Origin of the sequence: uncultured Aquimarina sp. (genome assembly GCF_947496855.1) — a bacterium.
Lineage (GTDB): Bacteria > Bacteroidota > Bacteroidia > Flavobacteriales > Flavobacteriaceae > Aquimarina.
Genome location: NZ_CANMED010000003.1, coordinates 454,979 through 473,617 on the forward strand (window position 1 = coordinate 454,979; position 18,639 = coordinate 473,617).

Annotated in this window: 17 protein-coding genes; 9 read left to right on the forward strand and 8 right to left on the reverse strand. The window is 31.0% G+C overall.

Translation table 11 applies throughout. The features are described from left to right. Nucleotides 1–398: 398 nt before the first annotated feature. From fabV to Q0921_RS11515, 4 genes are all read left to right on the forward strand, one after another. Nucleotides 399–1,592, forward strand: coding sequence for an enoyl-ACP reductase FabV (fabV, locus tag Q0921_RS11500; RefSeq protein WP_299256902.1), 1,194 nt, complete (start codon nucleotides 399–401; stop codon nucleotides 1,590–1,592). 295 nt (nucleotides 1,593–1,887) lie between these two features. Beyond that, a complete protein-coding gene (locus tag Q0921_RS11505) occupies nucleotides 1,888–2,451 on the forward strand; it encodes a TetR/AcrR family transcriptional regulator (RefSeq protein ID WP_299256904.1) in 564 nt (187 codons plus the stop codon). 57 nt (nucleotides 2,452–2,508) lie between these two features. Further along, nucleotides 2,509–3,066, forward strand: a complete 558-nt coding sequence (locus tag Q0921_RS11510; RefSeq protein ID WP_299256906.1) for a carboxymuconolactone decarboxylase family protein — start codon at nucleotides 2,509–2,511, stop codon at nucleotides 3,064–3,066. Between the two features lie 180 nt (nucleotides 3,067–3,246). Next, complete coding sequence (locus Q0921_RS11515; RefSeq protein WP_299256908.1) at nucleotides 3,247–4,089, forward strand: hypothetical protein; 843 nt, start codon at nucleotides 3,247–3,249, stop codon at nucleotides 4,087–4,089. A gap of 161 nt (nucleotides 4,090–4,250) precedes the next feature. Here Q0921_RS11515 and Q0921_RS11520 read toward each other — a convergent pair whose 3' ends face one another. The 8 genes from Q0921_RS11520 to Q0921_RS11555 form a co-directional block, all read right to left on the reverse strand. After that, a complete protein-coding gene (locus Q0921_RS11520) occupies nucleotides 4,251–5,351 on the reverse strand; it encodes a DUF4056 domain-containing protein (RefSeq protein ID WP_299256910.1) in 1,101 nt (366 codons plus the stop codon). A gap of 17 nt (nucleotides 5,352–5,368) precedes the next feature. Further along, the gene (locus Q0921_RS11525) at nucleotides 5,369–5,998 is read right to left on the reverse strand and encodes a hypothetical protein (protein WP_299256912.1); all 630 of its coding nucleotides are present in this window, start codon (nucleotides 5,996–5,998) and stop codon (nucleotides 5,369–5,371) included. Between the two features lie 92 nt (nucleotides 5,999–6,090). After that, entirely contained in the window at nucleotides 6,091–7,083 is a 993-nt protein-coding gene (locus Q0921_RS11530) for a glycosyltransferase family 2 protein (protein ID WP_299256914.1), read from the reverse strand. 107 nt (nucleotides 7,084–7,190) lie between these two features. Then, the gene (locus Q0921_RS11535) at nucleotides 7,191–7,811 is read right to left on the reverse strand and encodes a 1-acyl-sn-glycerol-3-phosphate acyltransferase (RefSeq protein ID WP_299256917.1); all 621 of its coding nucleotides are present in this window, start codon (nucleotides 7,809–7,811) and stop codon (nucleotides 7,191–7,193) included. Further along, nucleotides 7,808–8,467, reverse strand: a complete 660-nt coding sequence (locus Q0921_RS11540) for a carotenoid biosynthesis protein (RefSeq protein WP_299256919.1) — start codon at nucleotides 8,465–8,467, stop codon at nucleotides 7,808–7,810. The genes Q0921_RS11535 and Q0921_RS11540 overlap by 4 nt, the downstream gene beginning before the upstream one ends. After that, nucleotides 8,464–8,634: a hypothetical protein gene (locus Q0921_RS11545; protein WP_299256923.1), complete on the reverse strand. Its 171-nt coding sequence runs from the start codon at nucleotides 8,632–8,634 to the stop codon at nucleotides 8,464–8,466. The genes Q0921_RS11540 and Q0921_RS11545 overlap by 4 nt, the downstream gene beginning before the upstream one ends. Next, nucleotides 8,631–9,329: a lycopene cyclase domain-containing protein gene (locus tag Q0921_RS11550; RefSeq protein WP_299256926.1), complete on the reverse strand. Its 699-nt coding sequence runs from the start codon at nucleotides 9,327–9,329 to the stop codon at nucleotides 8,631–8,633. The genes Q0921_RS11545 and Q0921_RS11550 overlap by 4 nt, the downstream gene beginning before the upstream one ends. A 21-nt stretch (nucleotides 9,330–9,350) precedes the next feature. Beyond that, nucleotides 9,351–10,187: a phytoene/squalene synthase family protein gene (locus Q0921_RS11555; RefSeq protein ID WP_299256928.1), complete on the reverse strand. Its 837-nt coding sequence runs from the start codon at nucleotides 10,185–10,187 to the stop codon at nucleotides 9,351–9,353. A gap of 751 nt (nucleotides 10,188–10,938) precedes the next feature. On the opposite strand from Q0921_RS11555, the gene Q0921_RS11560 reads away from it, so the two are divergent. The 5 genes from Q0921_RS11560 to Q0921_RS11580 all read left to right on the forward strand — a co-directional run bounded on the left by Q0921_RS11560 (nucleotide 10,939) and on the right by Q0921_RS11580 (nucleotide 18,421). Then, nucleotides 10,939–11,910 carry a nitronate monooxygenase family protein gene (locus Q0921_RS11560; RefSeq protein WP_299256930.1) on the forward strand — a complete coding sequence of 324 codons (972 nt, stop codon included), beginning with the start codon at nucleotides 10,939–10,941 and terminating at the stop codon, nucleotides 11,908–11,910. A 139-nt stretch (nucleotides 11,911–12,049) separates the two neighbouring features. After that, nucleotides 12,050–12,394, forward strand: a complete 345-nt coding sequence (locus tag Q0921_RS11565) for a 5-carboxymethyl-2-hydroxymuconate Delta-isomerase (RefSeq protein WP_299256932.1) — start codon at nucleotides 12,050–12,052, stop codon at nucleotides 12,392–12,394. A 136-nt stretch (nucleotides 12,395–12,530) separates the two neighbouring features. Continuing rightward, the gene (locus Q0921_RS11570; protein WP_299256934.1) at nucleotides 12,531–13,148 is read left to right on the forward strand and encodes a hypothetical protein; all 618 of its coding nucleotides are present in this window, start codon (nucleotides 12,531–12,533) and stop codon (nucleotides 13,146–13,148) included. Between the two features lie 434 nt (nucleotides 13,149–13,582). Continuing rightward, the gene (locus Q0921_RS11575) at nucleotides 13,583–14,101 is read left to right on the forward strand and encodes a hypothetical protein (protein WP_299256936.1); all 519 of its coding nucleotides are present in this window, start codon (nucleotides 13,583–13,585) and stop codon (nucleotides 14,099–14,101) included. Nucleotides 14,102–14,611: 510 nt separating this feature from the next. Continuing rightward, nucleotides 14,612–18,421: a M48 family metallopeptidase gene (locus Q0921_RS11580; protein WP_299256938.1), complete on the forward strand. Its 3,810-nt coding sequence runs from the start codon at nucleotides 14,612–14,614 to the stop codon at nucleotides 18,419–18,421. Nucleotides 18,422–18,639: the final 218 nt, after the last annotated feature.

The following is an 18,639-nucleotide window of genomic DNA, read 5'->3' on the forward strand; positions in this document are numbered from 1 at the left end:
ATTTTTAATTCCGAAGAGGCCAAGACGCAATATTTAGAACCAGATATATCACTCTTTTAATGAAATTACACAACAAGTAACATCCATATTTGTTTAAAAGAAATCAAATTAATCTGAGTTACGTAAAATGTGTAGATAAAATTTAGTTACTAATAATTATATTTTTATCAACCTACATAGCCTCAGAATCTATAAAGAGGATTGATAAGTTAGATTATTCTAACACAGGGCACCTTATAAAAACAAAACACTTAATTTAATGCTAGTTTAAGTCGTTTTTACTATTTTAATTATCCGGTTGTTTACTCGTTTATCTATTGCTAAAAATAACCGAATAATTTCTTTGGAAATCGATACTTTTTAGGCTATGTTCGTATATTCAGAAAAGAATTTACACAATGATCATAGAACCTAGAACTCGCGGATTCATTTGCCTAACTGCACATCCAAAAGGGTGCGAACAAAATGTAATAAACCAAATAGATTATATCAAATCAAAAGGAGCCATAAACGGACCTAAAAAAGTACTTATTATTGGTGCTTCTACGGGTTTTGGTCTAGCCTCCAGAATTACTAGTGCATTTGGTTCTGATGCTGCTACGATTGGTGTGTTTTTAGAAAAACCACCTAAGCCTAATAGACCTGCTTCTCCAGGATGGTATAATACCGCTGCTTTTGAAACACAGGCACAGCAAGCCGGTTTATATGCGAAAAGTATTAACGGGGACGCTTTTTCTAATGAAATTAAACAGCAAACTATAGCACTCATCAAACAAGACCTAGGACAAATAGATCTAATAATTTATAGTTTAGCATCACCAGTACGTGTACATCCAGAAACTGGAGTAAAACATAAATCTGTTCTGAAGCCTATAGGTGATCCATATACCAATAAAACGGTAGACTTTCATACAGGGAACATCTCTCAGGTATCTATAGAACCTGCTACAGAAGAGGATATAGAAAACACTGTAACGGTAATGGGTGGAGAGGATTGGAAATTCTGGATAGATGCTTTGCAAAAAGAAGATTTATTAGCTCCAGAAGCTAAAACTATTGCTTACTCTTATATCGGTCCAAAACTTACAGAACCTGTTTACCGAAAAGGAACTATAGGTAGCGCCAAAGATCATTTAGAAGCTACAGCGTTCGATATCACCAAATCACTTGATAGTATTAATGGAAAAGCGTATGTTTCTGTAAACAAAGCCTTGGTAACACAGGCTAGTTCGGCAATCCCGGTAATCCCATTATATATTTCTCTTTTGTATAAAATCATGAAAGAAAATGATATTCACGAAGGGTGTATAGAACAAATCCAACGTTTATTTGCGGATAGAGTATATAACAATCAAGAAACACCTACAGATGATCAAGGTAGAATACGCGTTGATGATTGGGAAATGCGTGAAGATATTCAAGCTAAAATAAAAGAATTATGGGATAATGCCACTACAGAAACCTTGGCAGCAATTGGTGATCTAGAAGGATATAGTAATGATTTCTTTAATTTATTCGGTTTCAAAGTAACTGGAGTTGATTATGATCAGGATGTAAACGAAGTAGTAGAAATTCCTGGATTGCAAGCTTAATATTCATTTTATATATAGAACAACATCCCCTTTATAATTCATTTAGGGGATGTTTCTTTTGTATTTAGAATTAAAAAATTATTATGCGTTTATAAACGACTATCATAAAGTCTATAAAATATAAATAAGCACAATTGCTGCTATGTAGTAATTGTGTTCCATTGTAAATAACATCTAAAAATTAAAAAACGACAACGTTATCTTCGGAATCATTCAGTTAAACACATCAAAATTATAAATAAAGGTTAAACTATTTTTTATTTCTAAACGATTATTTAGTTTTGTATAAGCAAAAATGGCAAGAAAAAAAGAATATATAGAAGGAGAGGTAATCCAGAAAGCAATGAATGTATTTTGGCGTAATGGTTATGAAAACACATCTATGCAAATGCTTGAGAAAGAAATGGGTATAAACAAATTCTCTATATACTCTAGCTTTGGAAATAAACACGGAGTTTTTGTTGAAAGTTTAAAAAGCTATAAGTTCAAAGTTAATTCGATTTTTGAAAAATTTAAAAACGCCTCCAAAGGAATAGAAGATATTAAACAATTCTTTTATGACTCAGTGATGCTATGTTCTCAAGAAGGGAATCAAAAAGGTTGTTTCATCACGAACACTTATAATGAATTTTCTGAAAGTGAAGATAAAATCATTAAAGAGGAAATGGAAACTTTCATGGATAACCTGAAAAGTTTAATCATTGAAAAATTGAAAAAGGATACTTCTAAAGATGAGGATACTATTCTGAAACAAGCTAATTATTTATTATTGGCAAAACATGGATTAGCTGCTGCCTCAAGAGTAAATAGCCAAAAAGAAATTAAAGATTATATTGAAATAACTTTCAATAATTTATAAACCCTTTTTTTAATCAATAACTAAACGATTGTTTAGCTAAAATAACAATAAAATATTATGACAACATTAAAAGTTCACACTATCGAAACAGCTCCAGAAGCAAGTAAATCCCAACTAGAGGCATCTGTAAAAAGTTTTGGTATGTTACCTGGTTTGCACGGCGTTTTAGCATCATCACCAGAAACATTAGAAGCATATAAAAATTTACATAGTTTGTTTTCAAATACATCTTTTAATGCAGAAGAACTTACCGTAGTTTGGCAAACCATTAATGTAGAGAACGAGTGTCACTATTGTGTACCAGCACATACTGGTATTGCTCATATGATGAAGGTTGATGAAACGTTAATCGAATCATTGAGAAACGGAACACCTTTGAATAATGATAAGTTACAAGCACTACAGGACATGACATTAAAGATTGTTCGTAATCATGGTTATGTAACGGAAGAAGATTTACAAGCATTCTATGATGCAGGATATGGCCAGCAACAAGTTCTAGAAATTATACTAGGACTTTCTCAAAAAATAATTAGCAACTATACAAATCATATAGCTAACACGCCTGTCGATGAATCTTTTCAAAAATTTGCTTGGAAAAAGGAAACTGTTTAACATAAACGTTAGAACGAATATGAAATTTGAAAAGCAATAGAAATGATAAATTGTCTTTCTGAGCTTGCCAAAGGTGTTTTAAATTACTAATTAAAAAACTTCGACAAGCTCAGATTGACACTATCCCATTATTTTTGAGGCTTAATATTTAATTTACAATAACAACTAATCACTTATAAAATGAATTTTAAACAAATAGTTTTTTTGGTCATGGGTCTGATTTTGATCTCCTGTAATGATAAAAATCAACCAAAGACTGAGATAGTAACTCCTGAATCAAAAATCGTAAAAGAAACTACACCAACGTTTCAAAATAAAGGGCATGAATTAATCTATAATTTCGTAAAAAAAGTAGGAGATTATAATACACTTAGAAATAAAAAGGATGTAGTATATACTTATACCTATACAACACCCGATGGCAAAAGCGATATTTCAACAGAAAAATACATTTTTAACAACGAACTATCTTATGGCGAATATAGACAACACCAACGTACTTTACCTGATCTAGAAGGTATAATAGAACAGGCGTATGATGGTAATGAATATTGGTTAAAAAATAATGGGAAATTAGTAAAAGATAGCTTAGCATTAAAACGAGTAATATTTAGCAGACCCACTAACTTCTATTGGTTTGCAATGTTTCAAAAACTATTAGATCCAGGATTGAAATACGAGTATTTAGGTAAAAAAAATCTAGAGAGTAAAAACTATGATGTTGTAAAAATTTCTTTTGAATCGCAAAACGAGAAACCTACAGATATTTATCAACTTTATATAAATAAAGAGAGTGGATTAGTAGATCAATTTTTATTTACTGTAGCTGATTTTGGTGTTATAGAAACACCTTTTTTAATGCAAATGGAATATGAAAAAGTGGATGACATTTTAATTCCTAACAAACGTAAATACAAAAAATCTACTTGGGATGCAACGATAACTGAATCTCCTTGGATAGACGTAACTTGGACAAACATTAACTTTAATAATGGTTTGAAAAAGGAAGACTTCACGAAATAACAAAACGGGCAGAAGGGAAATGTTCTCCCTTTTGCCGTTTATGAATTGTTATACTTCAATAATAGTTCAACCTCTTCTAATTTACTTCAACCCAAATCATAACATTTTTTAAGGTTTTTAGACAAACAATTGAACTTAGTTATATCAATTAGAAAAGATACCTATTTCTGAATATTTTGTTTCTTTTCTGCTAATGTATTTTGTTCCATGATTTGTAACTCATTAGTAATTCTGCTCAGTAATACGTCAAAATCATTCTGGTTGATGAGATTACTTTCACGACCTGGAAAAATTTCTTCTGTAGGAATCCTATAATTAGGATCAATGGTAAATTGATAAAAACTGGTAAGTAACTCTCCTTTAGCATTTACAAGAGGAACATCTAAAATAATTGAATCAACAGTATTATTTACCATATTAGGAATTATCCAAGGACGACTAGAGGTAAGAACATCTGGATCACGCCTTAGCGTAATATTCTTACTAGGTATTCGTTTTTTATTGGTATACCACTTACTATTAATTGCATCGTAGGCATCATACGTTTCTTTTGCTGTCTTTACAACATCTAAACTATCTAATGTGGATTCGATAATCATTGTTGCCGCCTGATTAAAAGGGAGCTCCGAATGCAAAGTTTTCATACCTATGTGTATCCCAAGTAAATTTGAATACACATCCTCAACCGAAAAACTAGAAAATTTTTCTGGTATAAAAGGAATAGTTGACGCACCATACCAAGTAGAAATTTCGTGCCATAAAGAAAGATCATATGTTATCTTTCCTGCTAATAGAATACAATCGCTATTACTAAGCTGTTCTGGTACATTTAGATATAAAGTTTTACGTCCTGCTTCTTTACGTAATGGCAAAACTACTTCTCCTTTCCCTCTGCTATTTAGAATGGTAGTGTATAGAAAGCGAGTCCAATCAATTTGATCTCGTAAGTGACCAAAATCAATAAAACCGCCTTTATTTGTGTAAATCGTTCCAATACCTTCACTCTTATTTCCCATATAATGATGTTCATTCAGATCATCAATACTAATCACTTGATCAATGGAAACAAATGGCACTCCCCATATTTTTAAATCGTAGCCAAAAGCACAACAGGCTCTAATAATACGTGGAGGCGTTTTACTTAGATCAATAGGATCATCTTTTATACTTTGAGCACTTATGTTTAAAGGGGTAACAACAAGGCATAAAACTATAAAAAGTTTCACATAATGTAATGTTGTTCTGTAAATGACGAATTTCATGGAGCTAGATGATAATATTATAGATTGTTACGTTTTATCATATCAGGGTAAAGTTCATCTTCAACCCACATGAAATTAGGAAATATCCGCATTATTTTTTCATAACATAATTTGGCTAGTTGTATTTGATCAGTAGCTTCGTATGCCTGTCCTAAAGCAGTCATTGTATTTATGTACATCCAGTTATTAACAATCAGTCCTTGTTTTTCAAAGCTTTTAACTGCTTTTACATAGTATTCAATTGCTTCATTCTTATCTCCGCCAAATGCTGATGGACGATAATACATGGAGTTACCTTTTTCAATATTCCCTTGAATATTCTCTGGATCTAGTTCGATAGATTTATCTATGTATCTCATGCTCCTCCTGCCTAAGTAAATAGCTTTAAAATTTGAGATACCAATAGTAAACGCAATGTAAGCTCCTTTATATGCCAGCAAGGTTGCGTTTTCGGGGGATTTATCTAATAACTTATCAATAATTTTTTCTGATTTTTCTATATAATCTTCAGCAGTATCATGCTTTTCTGCACCAATTAACCAAGCTGTATAACCGTAGTAATAACTAATAAGCTCTAATTGTTCATCATAACTATTCGGGTTTGCATTTTTTTCACAAGAATGCATTAATCCATACCACTTATCCATTTTACCTCGCGAATAAGCTTTATAAATCGGGTCGCGGTATGGGCTTTGAGAAAAGCCCAATTGTATTGAAAGTAACAAAACGCTGATTGCAATTACAAATCTTGTAATATATTTCGGTCTTTCCATATTAGTTTTTTCTGTTTGTTATTTATGATTCCTTTAATTATTATTAAAAGAAATATAATGTGCTGTGGTAGTACTAAAAGTAGGTTTTGGACTATTGATTGTTGGCTCGCCAACATTACAAAAAATCGAATGCAGATAATCCCTGCAAGATATGCTGTTAACCACCAAAAGCCCATGTATGCGTATACTACAAATGGAGCTATGGTTGTTAAAATTCCAAAAGAAATAGTTACTAAAATACTATCCCCAAAAAACTGAAATATATTTTTTATGAATCCCTCAATAGCATCATCTAGTCCAACATACATTCGGCAAGAAATATCACTATCTCCTAAGCGCGTATCACTGGCGAGGCCTTTTTGTTTAAATAGTCTTATGATAGCCATGTCTTCTACCTTATTAGACTTACATTTTTCGTGAGGCCATATTTTTTTATACGTAGCTGCTTTGAACATCATGAATTGCCCATTGGCTGCCGAAAAGATTTTGTTCTTTGACTTTCGAATTAGGTAAATCGGAAGTATGCTCAACAAAATCCAGTTCATTAAGGGTACAGAAACTTTTTCTCCGAAAGACTTAACTATTTGCTTTGGAAATATCGATAACAAATGAAGTTCGTGTTTTTGAAGATAACTAATACTACGCTCGATTACATCTTTTTTTACGCTTACATCTGCATCTAAAAAAAGTAATAAATCACCAGTAGCTTTTTGTGCTAATTGGTGGCAGGCATGATTCTTACCCAACCAACCTTGCGGAAGTGCATCTCCATTTAATAGTTTAATATTAGGTTTAAGTGATACCCAATGCTTGATAATACTTTCTGTTTCATCAGTAGAGTGATCATTATAGACAATGATTTCAAGCTTATGGTATTCAAACGTTGATAATTGCTCTAATAAGGTTCCAATATTTTCTTCCTCATTACGTGCGGGTATTAAAATTGAAACACGTGGCACTGATGTTAACGAAGTTATCTTTGGTAAATAAGCGAACGAAAGATAATTAACAAATGCTACAAGCAATCTGATAATCAGAAGGGTTATTAGGAAATAACAGAAATATATCATCTTAAGCCTTGTTTTGTAAAACACGATTTTGCAAAACGATTAAATTCTCGTTCTACATCTTCAGCATTTGTATTTGTACTTATTGTATGTGTTTCGTAGTATACACACATATCGGGCCTAAGTTTAATTCCATAATTAATAAGGTTAACATTATAAACTAACTGGAAATCATTTTTTGTGTTTTCTAAAACATAAGAAAGTAAGCCCTTTTCGAAAGTAAACTCTCTTGTATATATGCTTTTAATCTTCCCCTGTGGAAAAAACAGAAATAAGTTCTCTTTATTTTGTAACATTTCAACCGCATAATTAAGGCTCGCTATACTTGATCGCTTGCCTTTGTTAATTGAACTAGCACCAATTTTGGTTAATAGCATGTTTTTACGCAACTCCTTTTCCAACATCATAAAATTAAATCTTCGTTTAAAGACTTTGAAGTTTAATAAAATTTGAATAAAACCATCGTAAAACGAAAAATGATTGCTAATCATAAGAATAGGTAGTCCTTTTTCTTCATACTCGCCAGCATACTTAGTACTACTAAAAAAAAAGCCTAATAGTATTTTTGTAAAATACTTGGAAAATCTTACCCACAATTTACTATGATTGGCTCGTATCATTTTTTACTATAAATATTGAAAATAACTAAAATTGTAAAAAAAACAAACTGAACAAAAAATAACCAACGCGCAGATTCATTGTTCGTATTCACTCTAAATCTCTGAATAACCCAATTAAAGATTAAAGCCAATAAGAACCAAACTACATAGTTGTTTATAGGAGGATCGTTCTTTGAAAACATCCACATATCCATCAAAGGAGCGGCTTTTTCAAGTAAGATATCATATATTACCATCAGTGATGCTGAACCTACAATAATAGGGATATTTTTGGATGTATATCTAGAGATAATCCCATTAGAAGCATACGTTAAGAAAACCCAATTAAGACCAATAATAACTGGCACATCAGCTATTTTAACCCCAAGTCCTTTACCGTATTCATACACTCCAAATAATTTACCGGTTGCTACACCAATAATTTCGATTACAATACTTATTGTAAAAATACTAGCTAAAACGGCAATCGTTTTTACATTCCACTTTTTATGATGTGAAAAAACAGCTGCGGAAACTAAAACCAGCGTATAAGGTGTAATTAGTATAAATAAATTGTGAGTGAAAGGTGTGAAATACAAAGCCAATCCCACACAGTAAAAAACTATAAAAGTTATTGGAAGCCCCTCATTAACAATATACTTAACTATCCGATTCATCTACTATACAGGTATTTCATTGGTGCAATTTTAGCATTAGCTAAACAGAACGGTATTCTACCCTTAGATGCATTTCTTTCAAATACAATTATTTCATCTCCTTTGACTATCAATCTGCAATAAGCAGTCCATACAACGATTCCGAAATCAATTACTACAATCTTCATGCCTTTTTAGTTTTTCTAGATCTCATTTCAAAAATATGAGTTAACGCCAAAGGTGATAACAGCAGTGAAAAATTATAAAACATGTCTTCAAGCGGAATTGAGAAAATATGAATTCCCAATATTACTTGAGGATTGTAATCAAAAACAGCTTGCTCAATCCCAGTACCTGTTAAGATTCCATTTATAATAAAAAACGGGATGAGTAAAATCGGATATATTGCTAAATAGTACTGTACTACTTCTCTACTAAAATAATAACTTAGTAAAAGTATAGCAGGCAAAACAAGGAAATTAACAAAAGTATAAGTAAGGTCTTGATGTAATAATGAAGTTATAACAGATACTATTACAATGAAAAAAGTTAAAATTTTTGTCCATTTTTCATTCAACTTGAATTTTGGAAAATGAAATTTAACTGCGTAAAATGAGAATGCACAAGCGTATGGAATGGCAATAAAAAACAAGTATTCTTCCAAAGGAAGCTTACTTATGTAAATGCCTGAATTATATCTTGAATTGAAAAACCAACATCCCATATGCGTAAAGATGATATCCCAAGCCACAAAAACAAACATAGTTATTAAGATTGCAGGAAGCAGGTATTTCCAACGCTTGTAGAGTCTAAGGTTTTTCTCGAAACTCAAAGCAAGTGGTCCAGCAAGTGAAATAACAAGTATAATTAAATAGAGTGACATAGTTAGCAATTTTATTCTGTTCTATGCCAGCTTAAGTTTCTTGGCGATGTAAATAGATCCTAATGACCACATCTTAACTCTATTAGGAATTCGAATTCGCTCATTTAGTAATTTCTCTACAGGAGTATTCTCTATCTTAGTGGTAAGTTTAGTGTAATAAAGATATGCTGCATACACTCCTTTTCTTGAATTATCAGGCAATTCTTTGATTCCCTCTAAAGCAACTCTGAAATCTTCATTAATATCATCAATAATCTTTTTCTTGATATCTTCGGTGAGTTCGTTATCCCTTAAAATTGGAAAGTAGATGCGATGTAACTCATTGATGTCATCGTTAATATCGCGTAAGAAATTTACTTTCTGAAAAGCAGAACCTAAACGCATCGCAGCTGGTTTTAAAGCCTGATAACGTTCTTCATCACCATTAACAAAAACCTTAAGACACATTAACCCAACCACATCAGCCGATCCATATATGTACGCTTTAATCTCATTATCATCGAACTCTTTCTTTGATAAATCACTATGCATACTCTTTAAGAAAGCTTGTATCAACTCATCGTCAATATTATATTTGCGAACAGTTATTTGAAACGAATTAAGTATAGGGTTGAGACTTATACCTTGATCATAGGCTTGGTAATAATCTTCTTCAAAGTTCGAAAACAACGAGGCTTTATCATACTCATGAAATGTATCAACAATCTCATCAGCAAAGCGCACAAAACCATAAATACTATAGATACTATCTCTTATTGATTTATCAAACAGTTTAATACCCATTGAAAATGAAGTACTATAATTTTGTGTAACAATTTTACTACACTTAAATGACACATCATCAAATAATTCCTTCATTTACTGATTTTTAAATTTTTTTAATGCAATTTGATGATGATGATATAATATCATAATCATCTCTATTCAAAAGCATTACTTCAGTCTATCTCATTGTATAAGAAGCATCTGTCTGAAGAGCCGGTTACGCATTAAAACTATTTAATTCTTCTTACTTTGCATTTAGACAAGTTAATATCGTCTGCAAAAGTAATCATCTTTTTCAAACTCGCCTACTTTTTAAATAAGCAATTACACTATCCTATAAACCTCTCTAAGTGTGATTTGGTCATCTTTAGAGTTCAATAATAAAATATTGAAATTACTTACTGCAAAAAATATTTCTCACTGGAATAATAAATACAACCAAATTAAAATAGTCGATCTCAGAGATTAATTTCCTAAAAATCTTGTTATAAAACATCATGAAAAACAAAAAAAAGCCGATAGTACTATAGCAAATAAGACAGCGGTATTTAATCTAAAAGCTTATGTTTATCTTCAAATCATTTGATTTCGTAATAACAAAAGAATAAAAAATGATGTAGAAATTATTACATTAACGGATAGAAATTATCTAACAATATTTATCTTTATTTAAGATTTTCACAAATAATTCTCAAAGAAAAACGGGAAATAACAATTTTCCTTAGAGAACAAGGGAAACCTATTAATATTGGGCAAAGAAAAAACAAACTCAGAAGAATCATTGAACTAAAGGTTTCTGACAAGAAAAACAAAAAATTAAACTTGACTATTAAAAAATAATATCATGAAAACTAAGATAACTGAACTGTTTGGTATTGAACATCCTATCATGCAAGGAGGAATGCACTATGTTGGATTTGCAGAATTAGCCGCTGCTGTTTCTAATGCTGGTGGTATTGGAACAATTACAGGTTTGACCCAAAAAACCCCAGCTGATTTAGCAAATGAAATTGCAAAATGTAAAGATTTAACAGATAAACCTTTTGCAGTAAATCTAACATTTTTGCCTACCGTTAACGCTCCAGATTATCCGGGTTATGTCAAAGCTATTATTGAAGGAGGTGTAACCGTTGTAGAAACTGCAGGGCGCAATCCTCAAGAGGTTTTACCATATCTAAAAGATGCTGGAATTAAGATTATTCACAAATGCACTTCTGTAAGACACGCACTAAAAGCACAGTCTATTGGTTGCGATGCTGTCTCTGTTGATGGTTTCGAGTGTGGTGGCCATCCAGGTGAGGATGATATTCCAAACATGATCTTGCTACCACGTGCTCAAGAAGAACTAGAAATTCCATTTTTAGCTTCTGGCGGAATGGCAGATGCTCGCTCTTTAGTAGCTTCGTTAGCTATGGGTGCTGAAGGTATAAATATGGGAACACGATTTATGGCAACTCAAGAAGCGCCTATCCACGAAAATGTAAAACAAGCCATTTTAGAAGCTACTGAATTAGATACACGCTTAGTCATGCGACCGCTAAAAAACACGGAACGGGTAATGAACAATGCTGCCGTGCAACGATTGCTAGAAAAGGAAAAAAAATTAGGAAAGAATATCCAGTTTAAGGATATCATTGAGGAAGTGGCAGGCGTATATCCTAAAATCATGCTAGAAGGAGATATGGAGGTTGGAGCATGGTCTTGCGGAATGGTGGTAGGATTGATTCATGATATACCAACGTGCAAAGAGTTAATTGACCGTATAATGAAAGAAACAAACAACTTAATTACCAAAAGATTGAACGGTTTACTTTAAGTCAAATAAGTACACAATTTAACAAGGATGAATTTGGATTATAAAAATTGGACTGTTGCTATCATAGCTACAAAAATTTGAATTATGTCTACTTCCTAAATAGTATATAGAACCGGTAAAACTAGAATAAAAAAATAATATGCCACATTTCGTAATTGATTGTTCAGAGAATATCATAAAATTAGAATCCCCAAAAAACATTATTCAAAAAGTATATGATACAGCAGAGTCAACTGACCTTTTTGATAAAGGAGATATCAAAGTAAGAATTAATCCTTTTGAATTTTATACCATTGGAAATACTAAAGATGATTTTATTCACATTTTTGCTAATATTATGGAAGGGCGAACCTCAGCTCAAAAAAAGAACCTTTCTGAAAAAATTATTACTGAATTAAAATTAATGTTCCCTAGCGTTCCAATCATTTCTATCAATATTAGAGATTTTGAAAAAGTAACGTATTGCAATAAATCAATGGTATAAAAAGAAATAAACGCCAAGCGAAACAAAACAAACTCGATAAACAGATAAGAATAAACAAATTGGTTTATAGATATTTGCGCTTTGGCAATTCTTACGTCCTCCGTTGACACATCACTAGAAAAAAGTAAATTATAACATGAAGAAAACTACTAAAAATGTATTTAAGTATTTACTTGAATTTTTAATTGTAGCCTTTGGTGTTTTCCTGGGAATCTATGTTAGTGAACAAGAAAATAAAAAGAAAATAAAAGGCGAAAGAGAAAAGTCCGTAAACTATATTCTTGAGGAATTAAATGACAATAAAAATAGTCTTGAAAAATCTATCAGTTATCACCAATTAATAAAAATTCAAATAGATAGCATCGTTCCAACTTTCAATGAGAAAGACTTGTATGAAGCTTATTGGGGTAATAAAAAATTCAAACACAATCAAATAGTAGGTTGGAATGGAATTAGACTGGCTAATTTAGAGGACACGGCTTTTGAAGGTGCTAAAATTAGCGGTATTATACAAGGATATAACATCGAACTTATTCATAATATTTCGAAAATTTATAATCAACAAAAAAAATACACTGAATTTGGAACCTCTATATTTAACAAAATGATAAATATTAATTCATCAACAAAAATTATTGATATTTTTAGTTCCATTAAATTAATAACAACTGACCTACTTCTTAATGAAAAGCAATTATTGGATAACATAAAAAAAGCAGAAAACAACATAAAAACCGTCCGTAATAATAATTAAATAAGGCAATCAATTATCATTAACATCTATTTATAATCCTAGTCAAAAAAAATCACATCTCAATCTTAGTTTTTTTCAATCCGAAACTCCTTAAAAACAAAAAACGTATACCGAACCACCCAGATAGGCAACACTACTTAACCAATTACTAAATGATAATTGGAATGAAACAATATCGTTACAAGAAATTGCAATACAACTAGTATCTCAAAAAACTTCCAGAAATACTTTAATTATAATTTAGTAGAATATAGAGGAACGTTAAAAATCAAGCACTTTGCACGACATCAATACTCATAGATTATTAAGGCTGTAACAAAAAGTGCTATTGAATCCTTAAAAGAAACCGATAAAAATCTAATTCCAAAAGAATATTTAACCAAAACAAAAGTTGACCTATAAGTATGCTAAAACAACCCTAATCTTTAGACCATATGATTGAACAAAAACCTATTTTGACTGCCAAACGATTAACATTACTATTTGTTTTATCCTCAATTAGCTATGGTTTTTCTCAAAATCATGAGCAAATTGAAAACAAAATTAGAGATTCTATCCAAACAGAGTTTATCAAAAACTATAGTGACTGCTCGTTTTACAGCAAAAATGGCATCACTAATTTTAATGGAAAAACTGAGTTTTGGAAAATTTGCGGATTAAAAAATGGGAATAGAATTATTCAGGTAGAATCTCATTTTGAAGCTACTTATTTTCAGGAAATTTATTTTGAAAAGAAAGGAAAACTCCTCTACGCAAGAGAAACTCAAAATTATACACCTATCAATAGTTTCGAACAAATCAGATGGAATTGTGATTTCTACATCCAGCATAATAAGGTAATTACTACAATGTCTCTTGGACACGGAAAAACAGAAAATGAAGAATGGGACGAAAATGCGATTATAGAAATGTATTATAAAAGATTAAATGAAATAGAAAAAATCCAGCAATAGCAACAAAAAAGATTCTTTACAGCGTCTTTTTTACTCTTTTAAGAGTATAATTCACTTGCACTTGAATAAAAAATACTCGATGTTGAGTAAAAAACATTCGAAATTGAATGAAAAAGACTCAAAATAGAATGAAAAACATTCAATATCGAATAAAAAACACTCAATATTGAATATAATTCACCGGAAATTATAGTCGCGATTCAGATTCAATTTCAATACGACTGTTAGGCCCATTGTTTTTCAAAAGCATGTTGTTATTATAAGAATTGAATTATTTTTTATTACAATATCGACGAAATAATAGTCTTGATTCTTAGAAAGAAAATAAATTCTGGGGTAACATTTTGTATTGATTTGACACTTACCTAAGAACATTAACTTTAATTAGTGAACAAAGGTATTTCAAAAAGTCAAATCGCATCTAACTGTTTTAAAATCTTTTATTTCTTTGTATATCTAATAAATGTAATATGTTATTTTTTAAATTGACTAACCATCAACATATTTACTATGAAAGACTTATACATAAAAAGCTCTCACATCACTCCAGAAGGATTAACTAAACCATCTTCTTCATTCAGAAAACATGTATGGCTCTCAGTTTTAGGGTTGCTACTTTTCATAATTATATATTTGACCCTTATTATATGGTTTGGAAGATTAGCCTATTATTCATTTTTAGACGAAGGTTCTTTTTGGAATTATGTATTAGCAGGAGGTTATGCTTTTCTTTGTTTATTTATGATCAAATCTCTTTTTATTTTCAATAAAAAAGAACAAAATCCATTAGATAAATATATAACGGAGAAAGAGGAACCGATTCTTTTTGATTACCTCTATAAATTGGCGGATGAAACGGGTGCACCAAGACCTAAAAAAGTTTTTCTCTCTCCTAGAGTAAATGCAAGTGTATCTTATGACCTTTCAATTATAAACTTAATTTTCCCTTCTAAGAAAAATTTAGAAATAGGATTAGGACTTATGAATGTGCTAAGCTTAGGAGAATTTAAAGCAGTATTAGCTCACGAGTTTGGCCATTTTGCTCAACGTTCTATGTTATTAGGAAGATATGTATATGTTGCTCAACAAATTGCTGTACAGATTATCAATAAGAGAGATATTTTTGATAATTTCTTGGCAGGAATATCCAGTATAGATATCCGCATATCTTGGATAGGTTGGATATTATCAATACTTGTTTGGGCAGTTCGCTCATTAATTGAGACTTGTTTTAGTATTGTTATAATAGCGCAACGAGCATTATCTAGAGAAATGGAGTTTCAAGCAGACTTAGTAGCAGTTTCTTTAACAGGTAGTGATGCACTCATCCATGCTTTATCAAAGTTACAGGTTGCAGATGAGGCTTATGATCATGCTTTAAATGCTGTCAATATTAAATTAGAAGATAAAAAAGCTATCCATAACTTATTTAAGTTACAAACCAATTATATTGAAAAAATGTCCTGGGTATTAAATGATAATACCTATGGTAAATCCCCAAAAATAGTATCTATACATCCTGAATCTAATCGAATCTTTGGTGACAGAGTATTTAACCCTCCGAAAATGTGGTCAACACACCCCGCTGATCAAGATCGAGAAGAAAATGCAAAAAAGACATACATTTCGGCTGAAATAGATGAGAGACCGGCAGAAATTTTACTTTCTGATGCTACAAAATATGAAGTGGAAATGACAGCCAAACTAATAGCGACTGGCAAAATCCAAACTGAAGTAATATCAGATGAAGAGTCATTAGATTTTCAGAATAAAAAATATTTTAATTGGACTTTCCTTGATCCAAAATATCAATCAAATTTTTTAAACAGATTTTTTACACTCAATTTTGAAAACGTTGAGCAAATGTATGCACTAAATATTCCAGATGACCAAGTAATTTCAAATTTCGAATCGATATATCAAGAAAAACTTGCCAAAAAATTAGAAAATTTAAAAGAAGTAAAAGAAGAAGTAGCTGCAATCAATCTTATTTTTAATGGCCCTATTACAATTGAAAAAAGAGAAATATGGCATCGAGGAGAAAGAATTAAGAGAAAAGATGTGAAGAAGCTTCTTAATAAATTAGCGCAAGAAGAATTATCCATATTAGACGACCTAAAAAAGCACGACATACTATGTAGATCTATCTATTACAAGACAGCTACCTATTTAGATAATAATTGGGCAAATTATCTTAAATCTATAACTAGTTTAGTCCACTATGCAGAACACGCAATTGCCGATATTGAAGATGCAGCAAGAAAATATCATAATGTAGTTACCATAGCACTCGCAGATGGAAATGTAAGTTCCGAAGAACTTACCGGTATATTAAATGCTGGAAATGATTATTACAAATCCATTCGCTCTTCTTTTAAAAAGAGTGAAGAAATACAATTAAATAAAGAGCTTCTAGAAAACTCAAATAAAGAAAGATATTCCAGTTTTTTTGAAGAGTTTAAGCTGTCATCCCCAACGGGAGATAATATTGACAAATGGTCTCAAGTTGTCGATGGCTGGGCTAATCAAGCGTTAATTGGATTGAATTTCTTAAGAAATTCATCTCTTGAACACCTATTAGATATTGAAGAGGATGTAAAAAACGCTTTCCTTACTAATACTTCGATCGACAGAATAATTCCTGATAAAGTTACCATAGTAGATTCTTATAAATTACTTACTCCTGGTAAAGAAAGACCTATCCAACGAAAATTAAAATTATGGGATCGATTTATAATGGGAGAAGGAATTTTTGGCGCAACAGCAAAATTTGCTATATCCTCAGTACTAATTGGAGGTGCTCTTTTTTTAGGAAGTTTTTCTCAATCTACTAATCTAACCATTTACAATGGGTTAGAAATGGACGTAACTGTAATTATCAATGGACAAGAAGAAATAGAAATACCTGCAAAAAATAATGAATCTATTCCTATAGATTATAATACAAACTATGATATAGTAACGAATGGATCAAATGGAATAAAAATAGAAAGTTTTATCGGAACCAGCGGTTCTCCAGGGCAAGAATCCATTTACAATATAGCAAATGCAGGTGTTTTCTTTGAATATACTGCATATTACGGATCAGGTAATAGTTTTATTCCAAAACAAAGAAATGTTGGTGCAAAAAGATGGTTTAATAGTACCGTCGATTATGTTTTAAAAACACCTCCTGAAAGAGATGATATAGGCACGAAAAAAGATGTACTAGTAGCGTACAGTGATATCAATCCCTATGACATGATTTCTATTGTTAGCGATTCTTCAGAACTGAAAAAATTAATATATACTCACGTAAAATGGGATACTGCAGAAAGTACCAATATCCTAAATTGGCTAAGTCTATTACAATTTTCGGATAACCCTCAAGATGTAATTGATCACAGAATAAAAAATTTAGGAAATGATATGGTCTCCAGAAGAGCAAAAATGGATCTCGCCGATATTAATGGAAAAAATAAAATATGTAATGAGATAAAAGAATCATTTACAAAAGACTCTGATAATCCCGACTTATACTATTTAAATACAAGATGTTTAGAGGATTCTAATTATCAAGACAGTACTTTTATAAAAGGATTTGAGCAATGGAATGATCATCCTTGGTTAGCATATGCCGCAGCTCATATTTATGGAAAAAACGAAAATTGGGAAAAGAGTTTATTTGCCTTTAATTCAGCCAGTAAAATAAATAGTTTAAAAGAAATTATAGCTATTAATGCAGAGAGAGTTAGAAGAAAAATGAGCAGCAATGGTAAAAAAGAGAAATTAAATTTTACAACTAGTGATTTAGAATATTACCTAGATATAGATAATCGAAAATTAACTAAATTTAGTAATGACCCAAACTATGCTTACGTATTACTACAACAAGGCAAATTAAACGAAGCATATGATTTTATAAAATCTTACGAAGATAGTAGGCCATATATACTTCGTTTTCTAGCGGTATCGGATAACATATCGGACGAAATCAAAAATGAAGCAAAATCATTAAATGATCAAGAAGGAATTAACAGCTCTACTATTTGGTATTCACTAGCACTTAATATGTTAGAAAAGAAAGATTATACTAAAAATTTAATAGATATAGAAAACTTGGGAATTCCAAAAACAGATCTAGATGAATTTATTAAATCCATTACATCTGGAGACTATACTGAAGCTGAAAATATTATTAAAAAACAACAATTATACTGTAAAGGGCATATGTATGCTCTAGGCTATATTGTAAATAAATCGGATGCTCCTGTAGCTTGGAAAAATAACGCAAACGATCTATTACTGGCTCACGAGAAACCTTACTTAGGAAAATTATAATTTAGCTCTTAAAAATATTTAATAAGGAATAATTAAAAAAATGGTAAATCAGTACTGTAAAACTTAATAATAAATTATAGAAAATTATAATGGATCAATTGATTTAAGCTCTAAAATGCAACAAAACCGAATTACTTAAGTATTTATCCATGAACTTATAACTGAGAATTTTTATTTTAAGTAAACCCTCACAATCATTACATACAATTTTCGTTATT

Excerpts from the sequence above, each read along its gene's own strand:
- Q0921_RS11515 (WP_299256908.1), top strand. The coding sequence starts at position 3,247 with ATGAATTTTAAACAAATAGTTTTTTTGGTCATGGGTCTGATTTTGATC.
- Q0921_RS11510 (WP_299256906.1), top strand. The coding sequence starts at position 2,509 with ATGACAACATTAAAAGTTCACACTATCGAAACAGCTCCAGAAGCAAGT.
- Q0921_RS11535 (WP_299256917.1), bottom strand. The coding sequence starts at position 7,811 with ATGATACGAGCCAATCATAGTAAATTGTGGGTAAGATTTTCCAAGTAT.
- Q0921_RS11555 (WP_299256928.1), bottom strand. The coding sequence starts at position 10,187 with ATGAAGGAATTATTTGATGATGTGTCATTTAAGTGTAGTAAAATTGTT.
- Q0921_RS11565 (WP_299256932.1), top strand. The coding sequence starts at position 12,050 with ATGCCACATTTCGTAATTGATTGTTCAGAGAATATCATAAAATTAGAA.
- Q0921_RS11580 (WP_299256938.1), top strand. The coding sequence starts at position 14,612 with ATGAAAGACTTATACATAAAAAGCTCTCACATCACTCCAGAAGGATTA.
- Q0921_RS11545 (WP_299256923.1), bottom strand. The coding sequence starts at position 8,634 with ATGAAGATTGTAGTAATTGATTTCGGAATCGTTGTATGGACTGCTTAT.
- Q0921_RS11540 (WP_299256919.1), bottom strand. The coding sequence starts at position 8,467 with ATGAATCGGATAGTTAAGTATATTGTTAATGAGGGGCTTCCAATAACT.
- Q0921_RS11525 (WP_299256912.1), bottom strand. The coding sequence starts at position 5,998 with ATGGATAAGTGGTATGGATTAATGCATTCTTGTGAAAAAAATGCAAAC.
- fabV (WP_299256902.1), top strand. The coding sequence starts at position 399 with ATGATCATAGAACCTAGAACTCGCGGATTCATTTGCCTAACTGCACAT.
- Q0921_RS11520 (WP_299256910.1), bottom strand. The coding sequence starts at position 5,351 with ATGAAATTCGTCATTTACAGAACAACATTACATTATGTGAAACTTTTT.
- Q0921_RS11560 (WP_299256930.1), top strand. The coding sequence starts at position 10,939 with ATGAAAACTAAGATAACTGAACTGTTTGGTATTGAACATCCTATCATG.
- Q0921_RS11550 (WP_299256926.1), bottom strand. The coding sequence starts at position 9,329 with ATGTCACTCTATTTAATTATACTTGTTATTTCACTTGCTGGACCACTT.
- Q0921_RS11505 (WP_299256904.1), top strand. The coding sequence starts at position 1,888 with ATGGCAAGAAAAAAAGAATATATAGAAGGAGAGGTAATCCAGAAAGCA.
- Q0921_RS11575 (WP_299256936.1), top strand. The coding sequence starts at position 13,583 with ATGATTGAACAAAAACCTATTTTGACTGCCAAACGATTAACATTACTA.
- Q0921_RS11570 (WP_299256934.1), top strand. The coding sequence starts at position 12,531 with ATGAAGAAAACTACTAAAAATGTATTTAAGTATTTACTTGAATTTTTA.